General features: G+C 72.8%; 11 protein-coding genes. 8 read left to right on the top strand and 3 right to left on the bottom strand.

Translation table 11 applies throughout. From position 1 onward, the window contains the following. The first annotated feature begins 72 nt into the window (after nt 1-72). The 8 genes from glmS to tsaE are packed head-to-tail and all read left to right on the top strand — an operon-like array spanning nt 73 to nt 9,489. A complete protein-coding gene (gene glmS / locus C2L59_RS32360) occupies nt 73-1,935 on the top strand; it encodes a glutamine--fructose-6-phosphate transaminase (isomerizing) (protein ID WP_103353395.1) in 1,863 nt (620 codons plus the stop codon). 15 nt (nt 1,936-1,950) lie between these two features. Continuing rightward, nucleotides 1,951-3,390, top strand: a complete 1,440-nt coding sequence (locus C2L59_RS32365) for an NAD(P)H-hydrate dehydratase (RefSeq protein WP_103353339.1) — start codon at nt 1,951-1,953, stop codon at nt 3,388-3,390. Nucleotides 3,391-3,446: 56 nt separating this feature from the next. Next, a complete protein-coding gene (locus C2L59_RS32370) occupies nt 3,447-4,280 on the top strand; it encodes a DeoR/GlpR family DNA-binding transcription regulator (protein WP_103353340.1) in 834 nt (277 codons plus the stop codon). Continuing rightward, nucleotides 4,270-5,700 carry a xylulokinase gene (gene xylB / locus C2L59_RS32375; protein ID WP_103353341.1) on the top strand — a complete coding sequence of 477 codons (1,431 nt, stop codon included), beginning with the start codon at nt 4,270-4,272 and terminating at the stop codon, nt 5,698-5,700. The genes C2L59_RS32370 and xylB overlap by 11 nt, the downstream gene beginning before the upstream one ends. 3 nt (nt 5,701-5,703) lie before the next feature. Further along, a complete protein-coding gene (locus C2L59_RS32380; protein WP_103353342.1) occupies nt 5,704-6,792 on the top strand; it encodes an ABC transporter ATP-binding protein in 1,089 nt (362 codons plus the stop codon). 29 nt (nt 6,793-6,821) lie between these two features. Continuing rightward, the gene (gene alr, locus C2L59_RS32385; RefSeq protein ID WP_103353343.1) at nt 6,822-7,937 is read left to right on the top strand and encodes an alanine racemase; all 1,116 of its coding nucleotides are present in this window, start codon (nt 6,822-6,824) and stop codon (nt 7,935-7,937) included. Next, nucleotides 7,934-9,031, top strand: a complete 1,098-nt coding sequence (locus C2L59_RS32390) for an alpha/beta fold hydrolase (RefSeq protein ID WP_199199363.1) — start codon at nt 7,934-7,936, stop codon at nt 9,029-9,031. The genes alr and C2L59_RS32390 overlap by 4 nt, the downstream gene beginning before the upstream one ends. Next, nucleotides 9,028-9,489, top strand: coding sequence for a tRNA (adenosine(37)-N6)-threonylcarbamoyltransferase complex ATPase subunit type 1 TsaE (gene tsaE / locus C2L59_RS32395; protein ID WP_199199364.1), 462 nt, complete (start codon nt 9,028-9,030; stop codon nt 9,487-9,489). Before C2L59_RS32390 ends, tsaE begins: the two co-directional genes overlap by 4 nt. Nucleotides 9,490-9,510: 21 nt before the next feature. Here the strand turns inward: tsaE and C2L59_RS32400 are convergent, their stop codons facing one another. From C2L59_RS32400 to C2L59_RS32410, 3 genes are all read right to left on the bottom strand, one after another. Continuing rightward, nucleotides 9,511-10,473, bottom strand: a complete 963-nt coding sequence (locus C2L59_RS32400; protein ID WP_103353345.1) for a serine hydrolase — start codon at nt 10,471-10,473, stop codon at nt 9,511-9,513. A gap of 77 nt (nt 10,474-10,550) precedes the next feature. Beyond that, nucleotides 10,551-11,882, bottom strand: a complete 1,332-nt coding sequence (locus tag C2L59_RS32405) for a carboxyl transferase domain-containing protein (protein WP_103353346.1) — start codon at nt 11,880-11,882, stop codon at nt 10,551-10,553. Next, entirely contained in the window at nt 11,875-13,299 is a 1,425-nt protein-coding gene (locus C2L59_RS32410; RefSeq protein WP_103353347.1) for an acyl-CoA synthetase, read from the bottom strand. Before C2L59_RS32410 ends, C2L59_RS32405 begins: the two co-directional genes overlap by 8 nt. Between the last annotated feature and the right edge of the window lie 60 nt (nt 13,300-13,359).

The following is a 13,359-nucleotide window of genomic DNA, read 5'->3' on the forward strand; positions in this document are numbered from 1 at the left end:
GTATTCGTGCAGGTGGGAGGGGGTTTGCGGACCCCGTCAACCCGCTGAATGTCCCTCGTTAGGCTGGTGTGCGTGTGTGGAATCGTGGGATATGTCGGGCACCGCCCGGCTCTGGACGTCGTCCTCGGCGGGCTCCGGCGCATGGAGTACCGCGGTTACGACTCGGCCGGTGTCGCGGTCCTCGACGGCGCCGGTGCGCTGACCGTCGAGCGCAAGGCGGGCCGGCTGGCGAACCTGGAAGGCCGGCTCGACGAGGTCGGCCGGGAGCACTTCGGCGGCACCGCCGGCATGGGGCACACCCGCTGGGCCACCCACGGTGCGCCGATCGACCGCAACTCGCACCCGCACCGCGACGCCTCGCAGCGCGTCGCCGTCGTGCACAACGGCATCATCGAGAACTTCGCCGCCCTCCGCGCCGAGCTCGAGGCCGACGGCGTCGAGATGGCCAGCGACACCGACAGCGAGACCGCGGCCCACCTCATCGCCCGCACGTACACCGAGGGCGACACCAAGGGTGACTTCACCGCCAGCGTCGCCTCGGTCTGCCGCCGCCTCGAAGGCGCGTTCACGCTGGTCGTGACGCACGCCGACCACCCGGACACGATCGTGGCCGCGCGCCGGTCGTCGCCGCTGGTCGTCGGGGTCGGGGAGGGCGAGCACTTCGTCGCGTCCGACGTCGCCGCGTTCATCGAGCACACCCGCGAGGCCGTCGAGCTCGGCCAGGACCAGCTCGTCGTGATCACCCGCGAGGGCTACGAAGTCCTGGACTTCCACGGCGACGCCGCCCAGGCCAAGCCGTTCACCGTCGACTGGGACCTGAGCGCCGCCGAGAAGGGCGGCCACGAGTACTTCATGCTCAAGGAGATCGAGGAGCAGCCCGAGGCGCTGGCCAACACGCTGCGCGGGCACTTCGAGTCCGGCCGGATCATCCTCGACGAGCAGCGCATCTCCGACCAGGACCTCCGTGACGTCGACAAGGTCTTCGTCGTCGCCTGCGGGTCGGCCTACCACTCCGGCCTGGTCGCCAAGTACGCCATCGAGCACTGGACGCGGCTGCCGGTCGAGGTCGAGCTGGCGAGCGAGTTCCGCTACCGCGACCCCGTCCTCGACCGCGACACGCTCGTCGTCGCCGTGAGCCAGTCCGGCGAGACGGCGGACACGCTCGAAGCCGTCCGGCACGCCCGCGAGCAGAAGGCGCGCGTCCTGGCCGTCTGCAACACCAACGGCGCGCAGATCCCGCGCGAGTCCGACGCCGTGCTGTACACGCACGCCGGGCCGGAGATCGGCGTCGCCTCGACCAAGGCGTTCCTCGCCCAGATCGCGGCCAACTACCTGGTCGGCCTGGCGCTGGCGCAGGCCCGCGGCACGAAGTACCCGGACGAGGTCGCCCGCGAGTTCGCCGAGCTGGAGGCCATGCCCGCGGCCGTCCAGAAGGTACTGTCCACTGTGGAGCAGGTCCGGGACCTCGGCCGCCGGATCGCCGACTCGAAGGCGATCCTGTTCCTCGGCCGCCACGTCGGCTTCCCGGTCGCCCTCGAAGGCGCGCTGAAGCTCAAGGAACTCGCGTACATGCACGCCGAGGGCTTCGCGGCCGGCGAGCTCAAGCACGGCCCGATCGCGCTGATCGAAGAGGGCCTGCCGGTCGTCGTCGTGATGCCTTCGCCCAAGGGCCGCGCGGTGCTGCACTCGAAGCTCGTGTCGAACATCAGCGAGATCCAGGCCCGCGGCGCCCGCACGATCGTGATCGCCGAAGAGGGCGACGAGACGGTTCGGCCGTTCGCCGACGAGCTCATCGAGGTCCCCGCGGTGCCGACGCTGCTGCAGCCGCTGGTGTCCACGGTGCCGCTGCAGGTGCTGGCCGCGGAGATCGCCCGCGCCCGCGGGTACGACGTCGACAAGCCGCGTAACCTGGCGAAGTCCGTCACCGTCGAATAAGCGGGAGGCCCCGCCGTGCAAGGAATCTGGACCACGGAACGGATTCGCGAGGCGGAGGGGCGGGCGTTCGCCGTCACGCCCGACGGCGAGCTGATGCGCCGCGCGTCCTTCGGGCTCGCGGTGCAGCTCGCGGACTTCCTCGAAGACCACGTCGGCGGCGTGTCCGGCCGCCGGGTCGTCCTGCTGGTCGGCTCGGGCGACAACGGCGGTGACGCCCTGTGGGCCGGTGCCTTCCTGCGCCGCCGCGGGGTCGCGGTGACGGCGGTCCTGCTCAACCCCGCGAAGGCCCACGCACGAGGTCTCCGGGCGCTCAAGCGAGCCGGTGGCCGCGCGGTGTCCGCCGCGGACGGTCCACAGTGGATCGCGAAAGCGGATGTCGTCGTCGACGGGATCGTCGGGATTTCCGGAAGCGGCCCGCTGCGCCCCGACGCGGCCCGGCTCGTCGAGCTGGTCGAGGCCCCGATCGTCGCGGTCGACCTGCCCAGCGGCGTCGACCCGGACACCGGCGCGGTCGACGGTCCCGCGGTGCAGGCCGCCAAAACCGTCACGTTCGGCGCCCTCAAACCGGTACACGCGCTCGCGCCCACCCGCTGCGGCGAAGTCGTGCTGGTCGACATCGGCCTCGAACTGGCGGAACCCGACCTGCAGCGCCTCGACATCGTCGACGTCGCCGCGGCCTGGCCGGTCCCGGGCCCGGAGGACGACAAGTACAGCCAGGGCGTGGTCGGCATCGCGGCCGGCTCGGCGACCTACCCGGGCGCGGCGGTGCTCGCCGCCGGCTCGGCGGTCCGCGCGACCTCCGGTCTGGTGCGCTACGCGGGGCACGCGGCCGACGTCGTCCGCGGGCAGTGGCCGGAGATCATCGCGACCGGCACGGTCGCGGACGCCGGGCGCGTCCAGGCGTGGGCGGTCGGCCCCGGCATCGGCACCGGCTCGGAAGGCCGGGACGTGCTGCGGTACGTCCTCGGCCAGGGCGTCCCGGTCTGCGCCGACGCCGACGCGACGACGATCATCGCCAAGTCCCCGGACAACCTCGACGCCCGCGACCCGGATACGCCCCTGGTCCTGACCCCGCACGCGGGCGAGTACGAACGCCTGATGGGCCGCAAGCCCGGCCCGGACCGCGTGACGGCGGCCCGCGAAGCGGCGAAAAAGTACGACGCGGTGGTGCTGCTGAAGGGCCACTGCACGGTGATCGCGGCCCCGGACGGCCGGGTCGCGGTCAACACCCCGCGCGGTGCCTGGCTGGCGACGGCCGGATCCGGTGACGTCCTGTCGGGCCTGGTCGGCGCGCTGCTGGCGGCGGGTTTGGACCCCTGGCTGGCGGCCGCCGCCGCGGCCCACGTCCACGCCCTGGCGGGTGCGATCGCCGCGCAGAACGCCCCCACGTCGGCGTCCGGCCTGGTCCACGCGATCCCGGAGGCCATCCGGGCGATCCGCTCGCTAACGTCCTGAGAAGTCTTATCGAGTTCTCTGTTAACTTCGCGGGATAAATCTGGTAAGAATGCCGTGTGAGCGGCGGCACAGTACCCGGAGACCGGAAGACCCGGCCGTCCGATGCCGTCGTCGAGCAGCGGCGGCAGGACATCCTCGACCACGTCATCGAGCAGGGCGAGGCCCGGATCGACGACCTGACGTCGAAGTTCAAGGTCAGCCTGATGACCATCCACCGCGACCTCGACGACCTCGCCGAACGCCGGCTCCTGCGCAAGCTGCGCGGCAAGGTCGAGGCCTACCCGGCGCTGACCATCGAGAGCGCCGCCCGCTTCCGCGACACCCTCCACCACGGTGAGAAGGAAGCACTCGGCCAGGCCGCGGCGAACCACGTCCAGCCCGGCCAGACCGTCTTCGTCGACGACTCGACCACCCTCCTCCCGCTGGTCCGGCGGCTCGCCGAGATCGACGCCCTCACCGTCGTCACCAACTCGCTGCACGCCGCCCGGCTGCTCGGGCCGGAGGTCGACGTCGTACTCGCCGGCGGCCGCTACAGCCACGAGTACGACTCCTGCGCCGGCCCCGAGGTGCTCAACCTGCTCGACAGCATCCGCGCCGACGTCTCGTTCGTCTCGGTGACCGCGGTCGCCGTCGGGCGCCTCTTCCACCCCGACCGCGACTACGCCGAGCTCAAGAAGGCCGCGCTCAAGGTCGCGAACCACAACGTCCTCGTCGCCGACCACTCGAAGTTCGGCCGCACCGCCACCTACGCGCACGGCGACGTCGGCGACTACGACCTGCTGATCACGGGCCAAGCCACGCCCACCGAAGAGATCGAGGCCGCGCTCAACGCCGGCACCGCGATCGAGATCGTCGAACACGTCGCAGAGGGGCAGCCCTATGACAGCTGAACTGGTTGCCGGGATCGACTCGTCCACGCAGTCGACCAAGGTCGTCGTGTGCGACGCCGAAACCGGCGAAATCGTCCGCACCGGCCGCGCGCCGCACCCCGACGGCACCGAGGTCGCCCCCGCCGCCTGGTGGGACGCCTTCCAGGAGGCCACCAACGGCCTGCTCGACGGCGTCAAGGCCATCGGCGTCGGCGGGCAGCAGCACGGCATGGTCACGCTGGACGAAAACAACGACGTGGTCCGGCCCGCGCTGCTCTGGAACGACACGCGTTCCGCGCAGGCGGCGCTCGACCTCATCGAGGAGCTCGGCGGCCCGTCGACCTGGGCGAAGTCGGTCGGCTCGGTACCGGTCGCCAGCTTCACCGTCACGAAGCTGCGCTGGCTGGCCGAGCACGAGCCGAAGCTCGCCGACCGCGTCGCCCGCGTGCTGCTCCCGCACGACTGGCTGACCTGGAAACTCACCGGCGGCGACCCGGTCACCGACCGCGGCGACGCGTCCGGCACCGGCTACTTCTCGCCGACCGACAACGCCTACCGCCTCGACGTCCTGAGCCACGCCTTCGGCGGCCGGACGCCGGCGCTGCCCACCGTGCTCGGCCCGGCCGACGCGGCCGGCCACACCCCGGACGGCCTGCTCGTCTCGGCCGGCACCGGCGACAACATGGCCGCCGCGCTCGGGCTGGAACTCAAGCCGGGTGACGCCGTCGTCTCGCTCGGCACCAGCGGCACCGTGTTCGGCGTCGCGGGGACCGGCGCGGCCGACGCCAGCGGCGAGGTCGCCGGGTTCGCCGACGCCACCGGCCGCTTCCTCCCGCTCGCCTGCACCCTCAACGCCGCCCGCGTCCTCACCGCGACGGCCGCGATGCTCGGCGCGACGCTCAGCGAGTTCGACCGCCTCGCGCTGACCGCCGAGCCGGGCGCCGGCGGGCTGACGTTCCTGCCGTACCTGGACGGCGAGCGCACCCCGAACCTGCCCGGCGCCACCGGCTCGCTGGCCGGGCTGACCAGGGACAACATGACCCCGGAGAACCTCGCGCGCAGCGCCGTCGAAGGCATGCTCTGCGGCTTGGCCGCCGGCCTCGACGCGGTGCGCGCGCACGGCCTCGACGTCCAGCGCGTGCTGCTGATCGGCGGGGGCGCGCAGTCGCGGGCCGTCCGCGCGGTCGCGCCGCTGGTCTTCGGCGTGCCCGTGCAGCTGCCCGAAGTCGCCGAGTACGTCGCGCTCGGCGCGGCGCGGCAGGCGGCGTGGGCCCTGGCTTCCAGTGCGGAACCTCCGTCCTGGCAGGAGCACCGGAAACTCCGGCTCGAGCTGGACGAGCCGACCGAGGCGCAGCGCGCCGAGGGCCACCGGATCCAGCAGCGCCACCTCGAAGCCCGCGAAGCGGCTTACGGGGTCCGGCGGAATCTCGGAGAGGACTGACCGATGGCTTCCATCACCTACGACAAGGCGACCCGGCGCTACGCCGGTTCGGACCGGCCCGCGGTCGACGCACTGGACCTGGAGATCGCCGACGGCGAGTTCCTCGTCCTGGTCGGCCCGTCCGGCTGCGGCAAGTCGACCAGCCTGCGCATGCTGGCCGGGCTCGAGGACATCGACGACGGTGCCGTCTGGATCGGCGACCGCGACGTCACCCAGCTGCCGCCGCGCTCGCGTGACATCGCGATGGTGTTCCAGAACTACGCGCTGTACCCGCACATGACGGTCGCGCAGAACATGGGCTTCGCGCTGAAGATCGCCGGGCGTCCCGCGTCCGAGATCAAGCAGAAGGTCCTGGAAGCCGCGAAGCTGCTCGACATCGAGCAGTACCTCGACCGCAAGCCGAAGGCGCTCTCCGGTGGTCAGCGCCAGCGCGTCGCGATGGGCCGCGCGATCGTCCGCGAGCCGCAGGTCTTCCTGATGGACGAGCCGCTGTCGAACCTCGACGCGAAGCTGCGTGTCTCGACGCGTACGCAGATCGCCGCGCTCCAGCGCCGCCTCGGCGTCACCACGGTGTACGTCACGCACGACCAGGTCGAGGCCATGACGATGGGGGACCGCGTCGCGGTGCTCTCGGACGGCCTGCTCATGCAGTGCGACACCCCGCGCGCGCTGTACGACCGGCCCGCAAACGCTTTCGTCGCCGGGTTCATCGGCTCGCCGGCGATGAACCTCGTCACCGCGAAGCTGACGGCGGACGGCGCCGAGGTCGGTGGCGCGCGCGTGCCGCTGACCCGCGAGACCATCGCGGCGGCCGACGGCGACACCGTGACCCTCGGCTTCCGGCCGGAGGCCCTCGAGGTCGCCACCGGTGAAGGCACCCTGCCGATCAAGGTGGAGCTGGTCGAGGAGCTCGGCTCGGACGCCTACGTCTACGGCAAGCTCGCCGAGACCGACGCGGCCGACAACAAGTCGAACGTCGTCGCCCGGGTCGACCCGCGCACGCCGCCGGCCATGGGCGACACGCTCAACCTGCGGATCCGCCCCGACGCGCTGCACGTGTTCTCCACCACGTCCGGGCTGCGCCTGCCCTGACCTCGGGTCATGGGAAACTGGGAGGCGTTATGTCTTCCAGTTTCCCCCGCGCCCAGGTCGACATCGACCTCGACGCGATCCGCCACAACCTCACCCTGCTGGGTGCCCGCGCGCCCGGCGCCCAGGTGATGGCCGTGGTGAAGGCCGATGCCTACGGCCACGGCGCGCTGCCGGTGGCGCGCGCCGCGGTCGAGGCCGGCGCGTCCTGGCTCGGCACCTGCTCTCTCGGCGAAGCCCTCGCCCTCCGCGAGGCCGGCATCGGGACCCGGCTGTTCAGCTGGCTGGACACCCCGGACGTCGACTTCGCGGCGGGCGTCGAAAACGACATCGACCTCGCCGCCAGCTCGCTGGGTGAGCTTCGCCGCATCGCGGCCGCCGCGAAACCGGGTACTCCGGCTCGTGTGCACCTCAAAATCGACACCGGGCTGTCGCGCAACGGCTGCCCGCCCGCCGCGTGGGCCGAGCTGGTCGAAGCGGCGGCCGCCGAACCGCGGGTCGAGGTGGTCGCGATCTGGTCCCACCTCGCGTGCGCCGACGAGCCGGACCACCCGGCGACCGACCTGCAGGCGAAACGCTTCGCCGAGGCCTACGACACGGCCCGCGCCGCCGGGCTCGACCCGCTGCGCCACCTGGCGAACTCCGCGGCCCTGCTGACCCGGCCCGACCTGCACTTCGACGTCGTCCGGCCGGGCATCGCGATGTACGGGCTCAACCCGGTGCCGCAGGCCGAGGACCTGCGCCCGGCCATGACGTTCCGGTCGGCGGTCGCGCTGGTCAAGCGGATCGAGGCCGGGGAATCGGTGTCGTACGGGCACACCTGGACGGCGGAGCGCGACACGACCCTGGCGCTCGTCCCGGCCGGGTACGCCGACGGCGTTCCGCGGTCCCTGTCCGGCCGCATGGACGTGCTCCTCGGCGGGCAGCGGCGGCCGGTCGCCGGGCGGGTCTGCATGGACCAGCTGGTGGTCGACTGCGGCGACCACACACCGGCCGTCGGCGACGAGGTCGTCCTGTTCGGGGCCGGGACGCACGGCGAGCCGACCGCCCGGGAGTGGGCCGACAAGCTGGGGACCATCGACTACGAAATCGTCACCTCGATGTACCGCCCGCGCGTGCGCCGCCGGTATCTGGGGACGGGCGAGTGACACCTTCACGTCGACTGCTGGCCATCGCCGGCGGGGTCGGGGCCCTGGCCACCGGAACCGCCGCCGCCATCGCCGTCGCCGGGCAGCAGCGGCGGCACACCGAGGATCCGTACGTGGACGAGCCGCTGGGGGAGCTGAAGCCGGACCGCACTTCGACGGTCGCGGCCGAGGACGGCACGCCGCTTTCGGTCGAGGAGATCGACCCGGAAGACGGCGGCGAACCGGAACTGACCGTCGTGGGGGTGCACGGCTTCGCGCTTTCGCGGCGCTGCTGGCACTTCCAGCGCCGCGACCTCGCGTCCCTGCGGCTGCCCCGCGTGCGTCAGGTGTACTACGACCACCGCAGCCACGGCCTGTCCGGCGCGGCTTCGGCCGAGACGTCGACCATCGAACAGCTGGCGCGGGACCTCGACGCCGTGCTGCGGTCCCTGGTGCCGGAAGGACCCATCGTGCTGCTGGGGCACTCGATGGGCGGCATGGTGATCATGGAGCTGGCCGCCGAATTCCCGCAGCTGTTCGAAGAGCGGGTGGAAGGCGTCGCCTTCATCGCGACCGCGGCGGGCGAAGTCGGGGCACGCGGGTTGCCGCGTTCGCTGCTCTCGAAGTACAACCCGCTCACGCGCGCCGCCGGTGGCCTCGCCGGCTGGCAGCCGGGGCTGGTGGAGTTCGTGCGCGCGGCGGGCGGCCAGCTGACCCGCCAAGCCGTGCGCCGGCTGGCGTTCGGCAGCCGCGACGTCGCGCCGCGGCTGGTCGACTTCATGCTCGAAATGCTCGAAGTGACGCCGGTGCGCGGGCTCGTCAACTTCATCGACACGCTCGGCAGCCACAACCGCTACGCGGCCCTGGCCGGTCTGAAGCACGCGGAAGTGCTGGTCATCGGCGGCGATTCGGACCGGTTCACGCCGTTCGCGCACGCCGAGCGGATCGCGGCCGAGCTGCCCGACGCGGAGCTGGTGCGCGTCCGCGGCGCCGGCCACATGGTCCAGCTCGAGCAGCCCGAGCTGGTGAACAGCCATCTGATCGATCTCCTGCAACGCTGTTCCGGTGTGGACGGCGATCCCTCGTCCCGGCGAAACTGGTGGTGGCCGCGTTGAGCATGGTGTTTCCGACACCCGAAGAGACCATGGACTTCGGGCGGGCCCTCGGCCGCGCCCTGCGGGCGGGTGACCTGGTCCTGCTGGCCGGGCCGCTCGGCGCGGGCAAGACGACGCTGACCCGCGGCATCGCGGACGGCCTCGGCGTCGGCGGCCGGGTGAGCAGCCCGACGTTCGTCCTGGCCCGCGTCCACCCGGCCGGCGCGGCCGGCGTGCCCCTGGTGCACGTGGACGCGTACCGCCTGGGCGGCGACCTCTCCCAGCTGGACGACCTGGACCTGGACACCGACCTCGAGCGCTCGGCGATCGTGGTCGAGTGGGGCGAGGGCTCGGCCGAACGCCTGTCGGAGGACTACCTGGTCGTCCGGCTGGAGCGCCGTGAGGACGACGTCCGCGAGGTGACGCTGGAGCCGCACGGCACCTGGGCCGACCGCACGCCGGACCTGGTGCGGGCGTAGGGCCGCACCAGGTCGCTGCGCTCAGCCGCCGTTGTACTGCTGGTAGGCCGGTGCCCGGAACGCCCGGGCGCCGGCGCCCGCGATCTTGTCGACCGCGCGCAGGAACTTCGGCCCCATCTTCGCGGTGGCCTGCCGGACCGGGTGCGTGGCCCCGAAGTCCTCCGGGTTCGCCTGACCGTGCGCGAACATCGAGTAGATCAGCACCGGCTTGCCCGCGGCGTCGAACATGATCCCCGCCTCGTTGCGGCCGTCGTTCAGCCAGCCCGCCTTCGTGGCGATCCTCGCCCGGTCGACGGACGACATCTCCCGGCGGACACCGTCGGTGAACGCCACCTGCGACCGCAGGATGGACAGCAGGTACTCCGTCGACGCCGGGCTCAGCAACGTGCCCGCGACCAGCGCCTTCAGCAGGTCGTGGGTCTCGCGCGGAGTGGTCTGGCCGAGGAAGTAGCGGTTCGGGTTGGCCACCGGCGTGACCTGGGTCCTGGGGAAGCCCTTGGCCACCAGGATCTGGTTGATCTCGGCCGCCGGGACCACGAGCCCCACCAGCCGGACGCACGTGTCATCCGAAACCGTGAGGAACAGCGACAGGACGTGCCCCAGCGTGAACGAGCTCGGGTAGGCCCCGTCCAGGATGATGATGCCGTCACCACCCGGCACGACGATGCTCGCCGGCACCTGGACCTGCTGGTCCAGGGTGAGCAGGCCACGGTCGACCTTGTCCATCAAGGTGACCGCGACGGCCACCTTGTTGACGCTGTACGCCTCGACGACCTCGTCGGACGCCACGTCCACGGCCACGTCGTCGGCCACGCTGACGTAGGAGTTCCAGACACCGCCCGCCTCGGCGGCCGCGGTGTCGTAGACGCGCTTCACCTTCCGCCGGGCCCGGTCCGGTGTGGCCGGGCTGGCCTCGATGTCTGCTTCCTGCGCGAACGCGGGAGAGCCGGCCAGCATGCTTCCAGCGGCGACGGCGGTTCCCAAACCGAACGCCGCTCGCCTGTTGAGTCGATACCCCATCGCAAGATCCAACCACGGACCTCGTGGGTGAGAAACCGGTTCTAACGCTGTTTCTCACCCACGACCGCGCGGGCCACGCCGAGGTCGACCAGGTCCTGCGGCCGCAGGTGCAGCTGGTTGGCGATGTCCGGCACCTCCGCCGCCGGGCGCTTGAGGATCGCCGCCGCGGCCTCCGGGGACGTCACCGAGAAGTACGCGTCCGGCGTCACCCACGTCGAGCCCGCCGCCGCGAACGCCAGTGCGCCGCCCGAGCCGCCTTCGCCGATCACCAGCGTCGTCACCGGGACCGACGCCGTGGCCACCGCCTCGAACAGCTCCGCGATCGCGCCGCCCGCGCCGGCCTGCTCGGCCGCCGCGTCGTTCGCCGCGCCCGGGGTGTCGACCAGCGTCAGCACCGGGATGCCCAGGCGGGACGCCAGCCGCACCAGGCGCGCCGCCGTCCGGAAGCCCGAGGGCAACGTCGGCGTGCCGCACTGGGCCGCGTACGCGATCGTCCGGCCGTCGCGCCAGCCGAAGCCGCAGGCAACACCGGGATCCGCGCCGCCGACGCGGTCGCCGCTGATGTCCGCCCGCCAGCCGAAGTAGGCGTCGAGGTACTCCGCGGCCCGCGCTCGTGATGGTGACCGCGCCGCCTGGACCGCTTCCCAGCCCGTCTCGGGCAGCGGGGTGGCCCGCAACGCGGACGGCGGGGGTGCCGCCGCCGTCGAACGCGCGGTCAGCAGCCGCAGCCACCGCTCCAGCGCCGCACCGAGTTCCGCCGGGGCCACCACGGCGTCGACCTGACCCCATTCGAGCTTCGCCTCGGCGGTGTAGGCCTCCGGCGAGCCTTCCGGACGTACCCGCGAGCCCGCGAAGCCGACCTGCGCCTCCGGCAGCGCGAGGACGACGTCGGCGCCCGCGCCGAGCGTCGCCCAGCCGCCGCCGGTCGTCGGGTCGCGCAGCACCGCGATCTGCGGGATGCCCACCGACCGCGTCAACGCCGACGCCCGCGCCACCCGCTGCAGCTGCATCAGCGCCCGCATGCCCTGCTGCATGCGGCTGCCGCCGGTCGCGACCAGCGACACCACCGGCAGCCGCGCGTCGCGGGCGTGCGCGAACGCCGCCTCGAGCCGGTCGCCGGTCCGCTGGCCCAGCGAGCCGCCGAGGAAGCCGAATTCGAAGGCGATCAGCACGGCTTCGACGTCGCCGATCTTCGCCGTCCCGCAGACGACCGACTCCTTCTCGCCGGTGCGTTGTTCCGCGGCGGAACGCGCTTCCCGGTAGCCCGGCCAGCCGATCGGGCCGTCGGCGGGCTCCTCGCGCAGCGGGGTGGCGAACTCCGTGAAACCGTTAGCGATCGCGCCGACGACCTCGCGCGCCGGCAGCCTAGGCACCGAGCGCCCGCTTCATGACCTTGCCCATGTCGTTGCGCGGCAACGCGTCCAGGAACCGGACGACCCGCGGGCGCTTGTGCGGCGCCAGCAGCTTGGCCACGTGGTCGGCGAGCTCCTCGGCGGCCGGTGGCTCGCCGGACGGCACGATCCACGCCACGATCCGCTCGCCCAGGTCGTCGTCCGGCTCGCCGGTGACGGCCGCCTCGGCGACGCGCGGGTGTTCGAGCAGGGCGTTCTCGATCTCGCCCGCGCCGATCTTGTAGCCGCCGCTCTTGATCAGGTCGGTCGCCTTGCGCCCGACGATCTTCACGTACCCGTCGGTGTCGCGGGTGGCCATGTCGCCGGTGCGGAACCAGCCGTCGTCGAACGCGGCCGCGGTCGCGTCCGGCCGGTTGAGGTACCCGGTGAACAGGTTCGGGCCGCGGACCTGGATCTCGCCGACCGTCTCGGCGTCGTCGATCACCTCGCCGGCGTCGCCGACCAGCCTGAGTTCGACGCCTGGGAGCGGGACGCCGACCGTGCCGGCCTTGCGCTCGCCGTCGGCGCGGACGCTCGTGTTCATCAGCGTTTCGGTCATGCCGTAGCGCTCGACGACCTGCTGGCCGGTCGCCGCGGTGATCCGCTGGTGGTCGTGCACCGGTAGCGCCGCCGACCCGGAAACGAGCAGCCGGGCCCGCTTGAGCGCGTCGGCCAGCACGGTGTCGGAGTCCACCTCGCCCGCGATGCGGTGGTACATCGTCGGCACGCCGAAGAGCATGGTCGCGCCGGCCGACAGCTCCCGCGCGACGCCCTCGGTGGAGAACCGGCCGAGGTGCCGCACCGAGCCACCGCGGCGCAGCGGGCCGAGGATGCCGAGGATCAGGCCGTGCACGTGGAACAGGGGCAGGGCGTGCACCAGGACGTCGGCGGCGGTCCAGGCCCAGGCGTCCTCGAGGGCGTCGAGCGTGGTCGCGAGCGCGCGGCGGGGGAGCACGACGCCCTTCGGCGGGCCGGTGGTGCCCGAGGTGTAGACGATCAGCGCCGGGCTTTCCGGGTCGGGCTCGGCCGGGATCGGCGCTTCCCCGCCGGTCAGCGGGATGTCCCGGCGGGGCAGCGCGGCCAGGCCGGCGGGCAGCTCGGCGCCCGGTTCGGCCAGGACGAGCGCCGGTTCGCTGTCGGCGAGGATGTGCGCGAGCTCGCGTTCGCCGATCTTGGGGTTGAGCGGCACCGCCGGCACCCCGGCGAGCAGCGCGGCGACGACCGCGACGCTCGTGTGCACGGTCGGCGTCGCCCACACGGCGACCCGGCCGGCCGGCAGCTCGGCGGCGAGCCCACCGGCGACGGCGGCGAGGTGGTCGTAGGACAGGGCGTGGTCGCCGAAGCGCAGGGCTTCTTTCGCGGCGCCGGCGACGAGAGTGGGGAACAACGGGTCGGGCACCGCGGGGACCTCCCAGTGTCGGACTCGATCAGCACGTTACCGCGCGGATCCGTCCCCTGC

Source organism: Amycolatopsis sp. CA-128772, assembly GCF_002904295.1.
In the GTDB taxonomy this organism is placed as follows: domain Bacteria; phylum Actinomycetota; class Actinomycetes; order Mycobacteriales; family Pseudonocardiaceae; genus Amycolatopsis.

Coding starts and splice junctions, on each gene's coding strand:
- xylB (WP_103353341.1), top strand. CDS start 4,270: ATGACAGCTGAACTGGTTGCCGGGATCGACTCGTCCACGCAGTCGACC.
- C2L59_RS32380 (WP_103353342.1), top strand. CDS start 5,704: ATGGCTTCCATCACCTACGACAAGGCGACCCGGCGCTACGCCGGTTCG.
- alr (WP_103353343.1), top strand. CDS start 6,822: ATGTCTTCCAGTTTCCCCCGCGCCCAGGTCGACATCGACCTCGACGCG.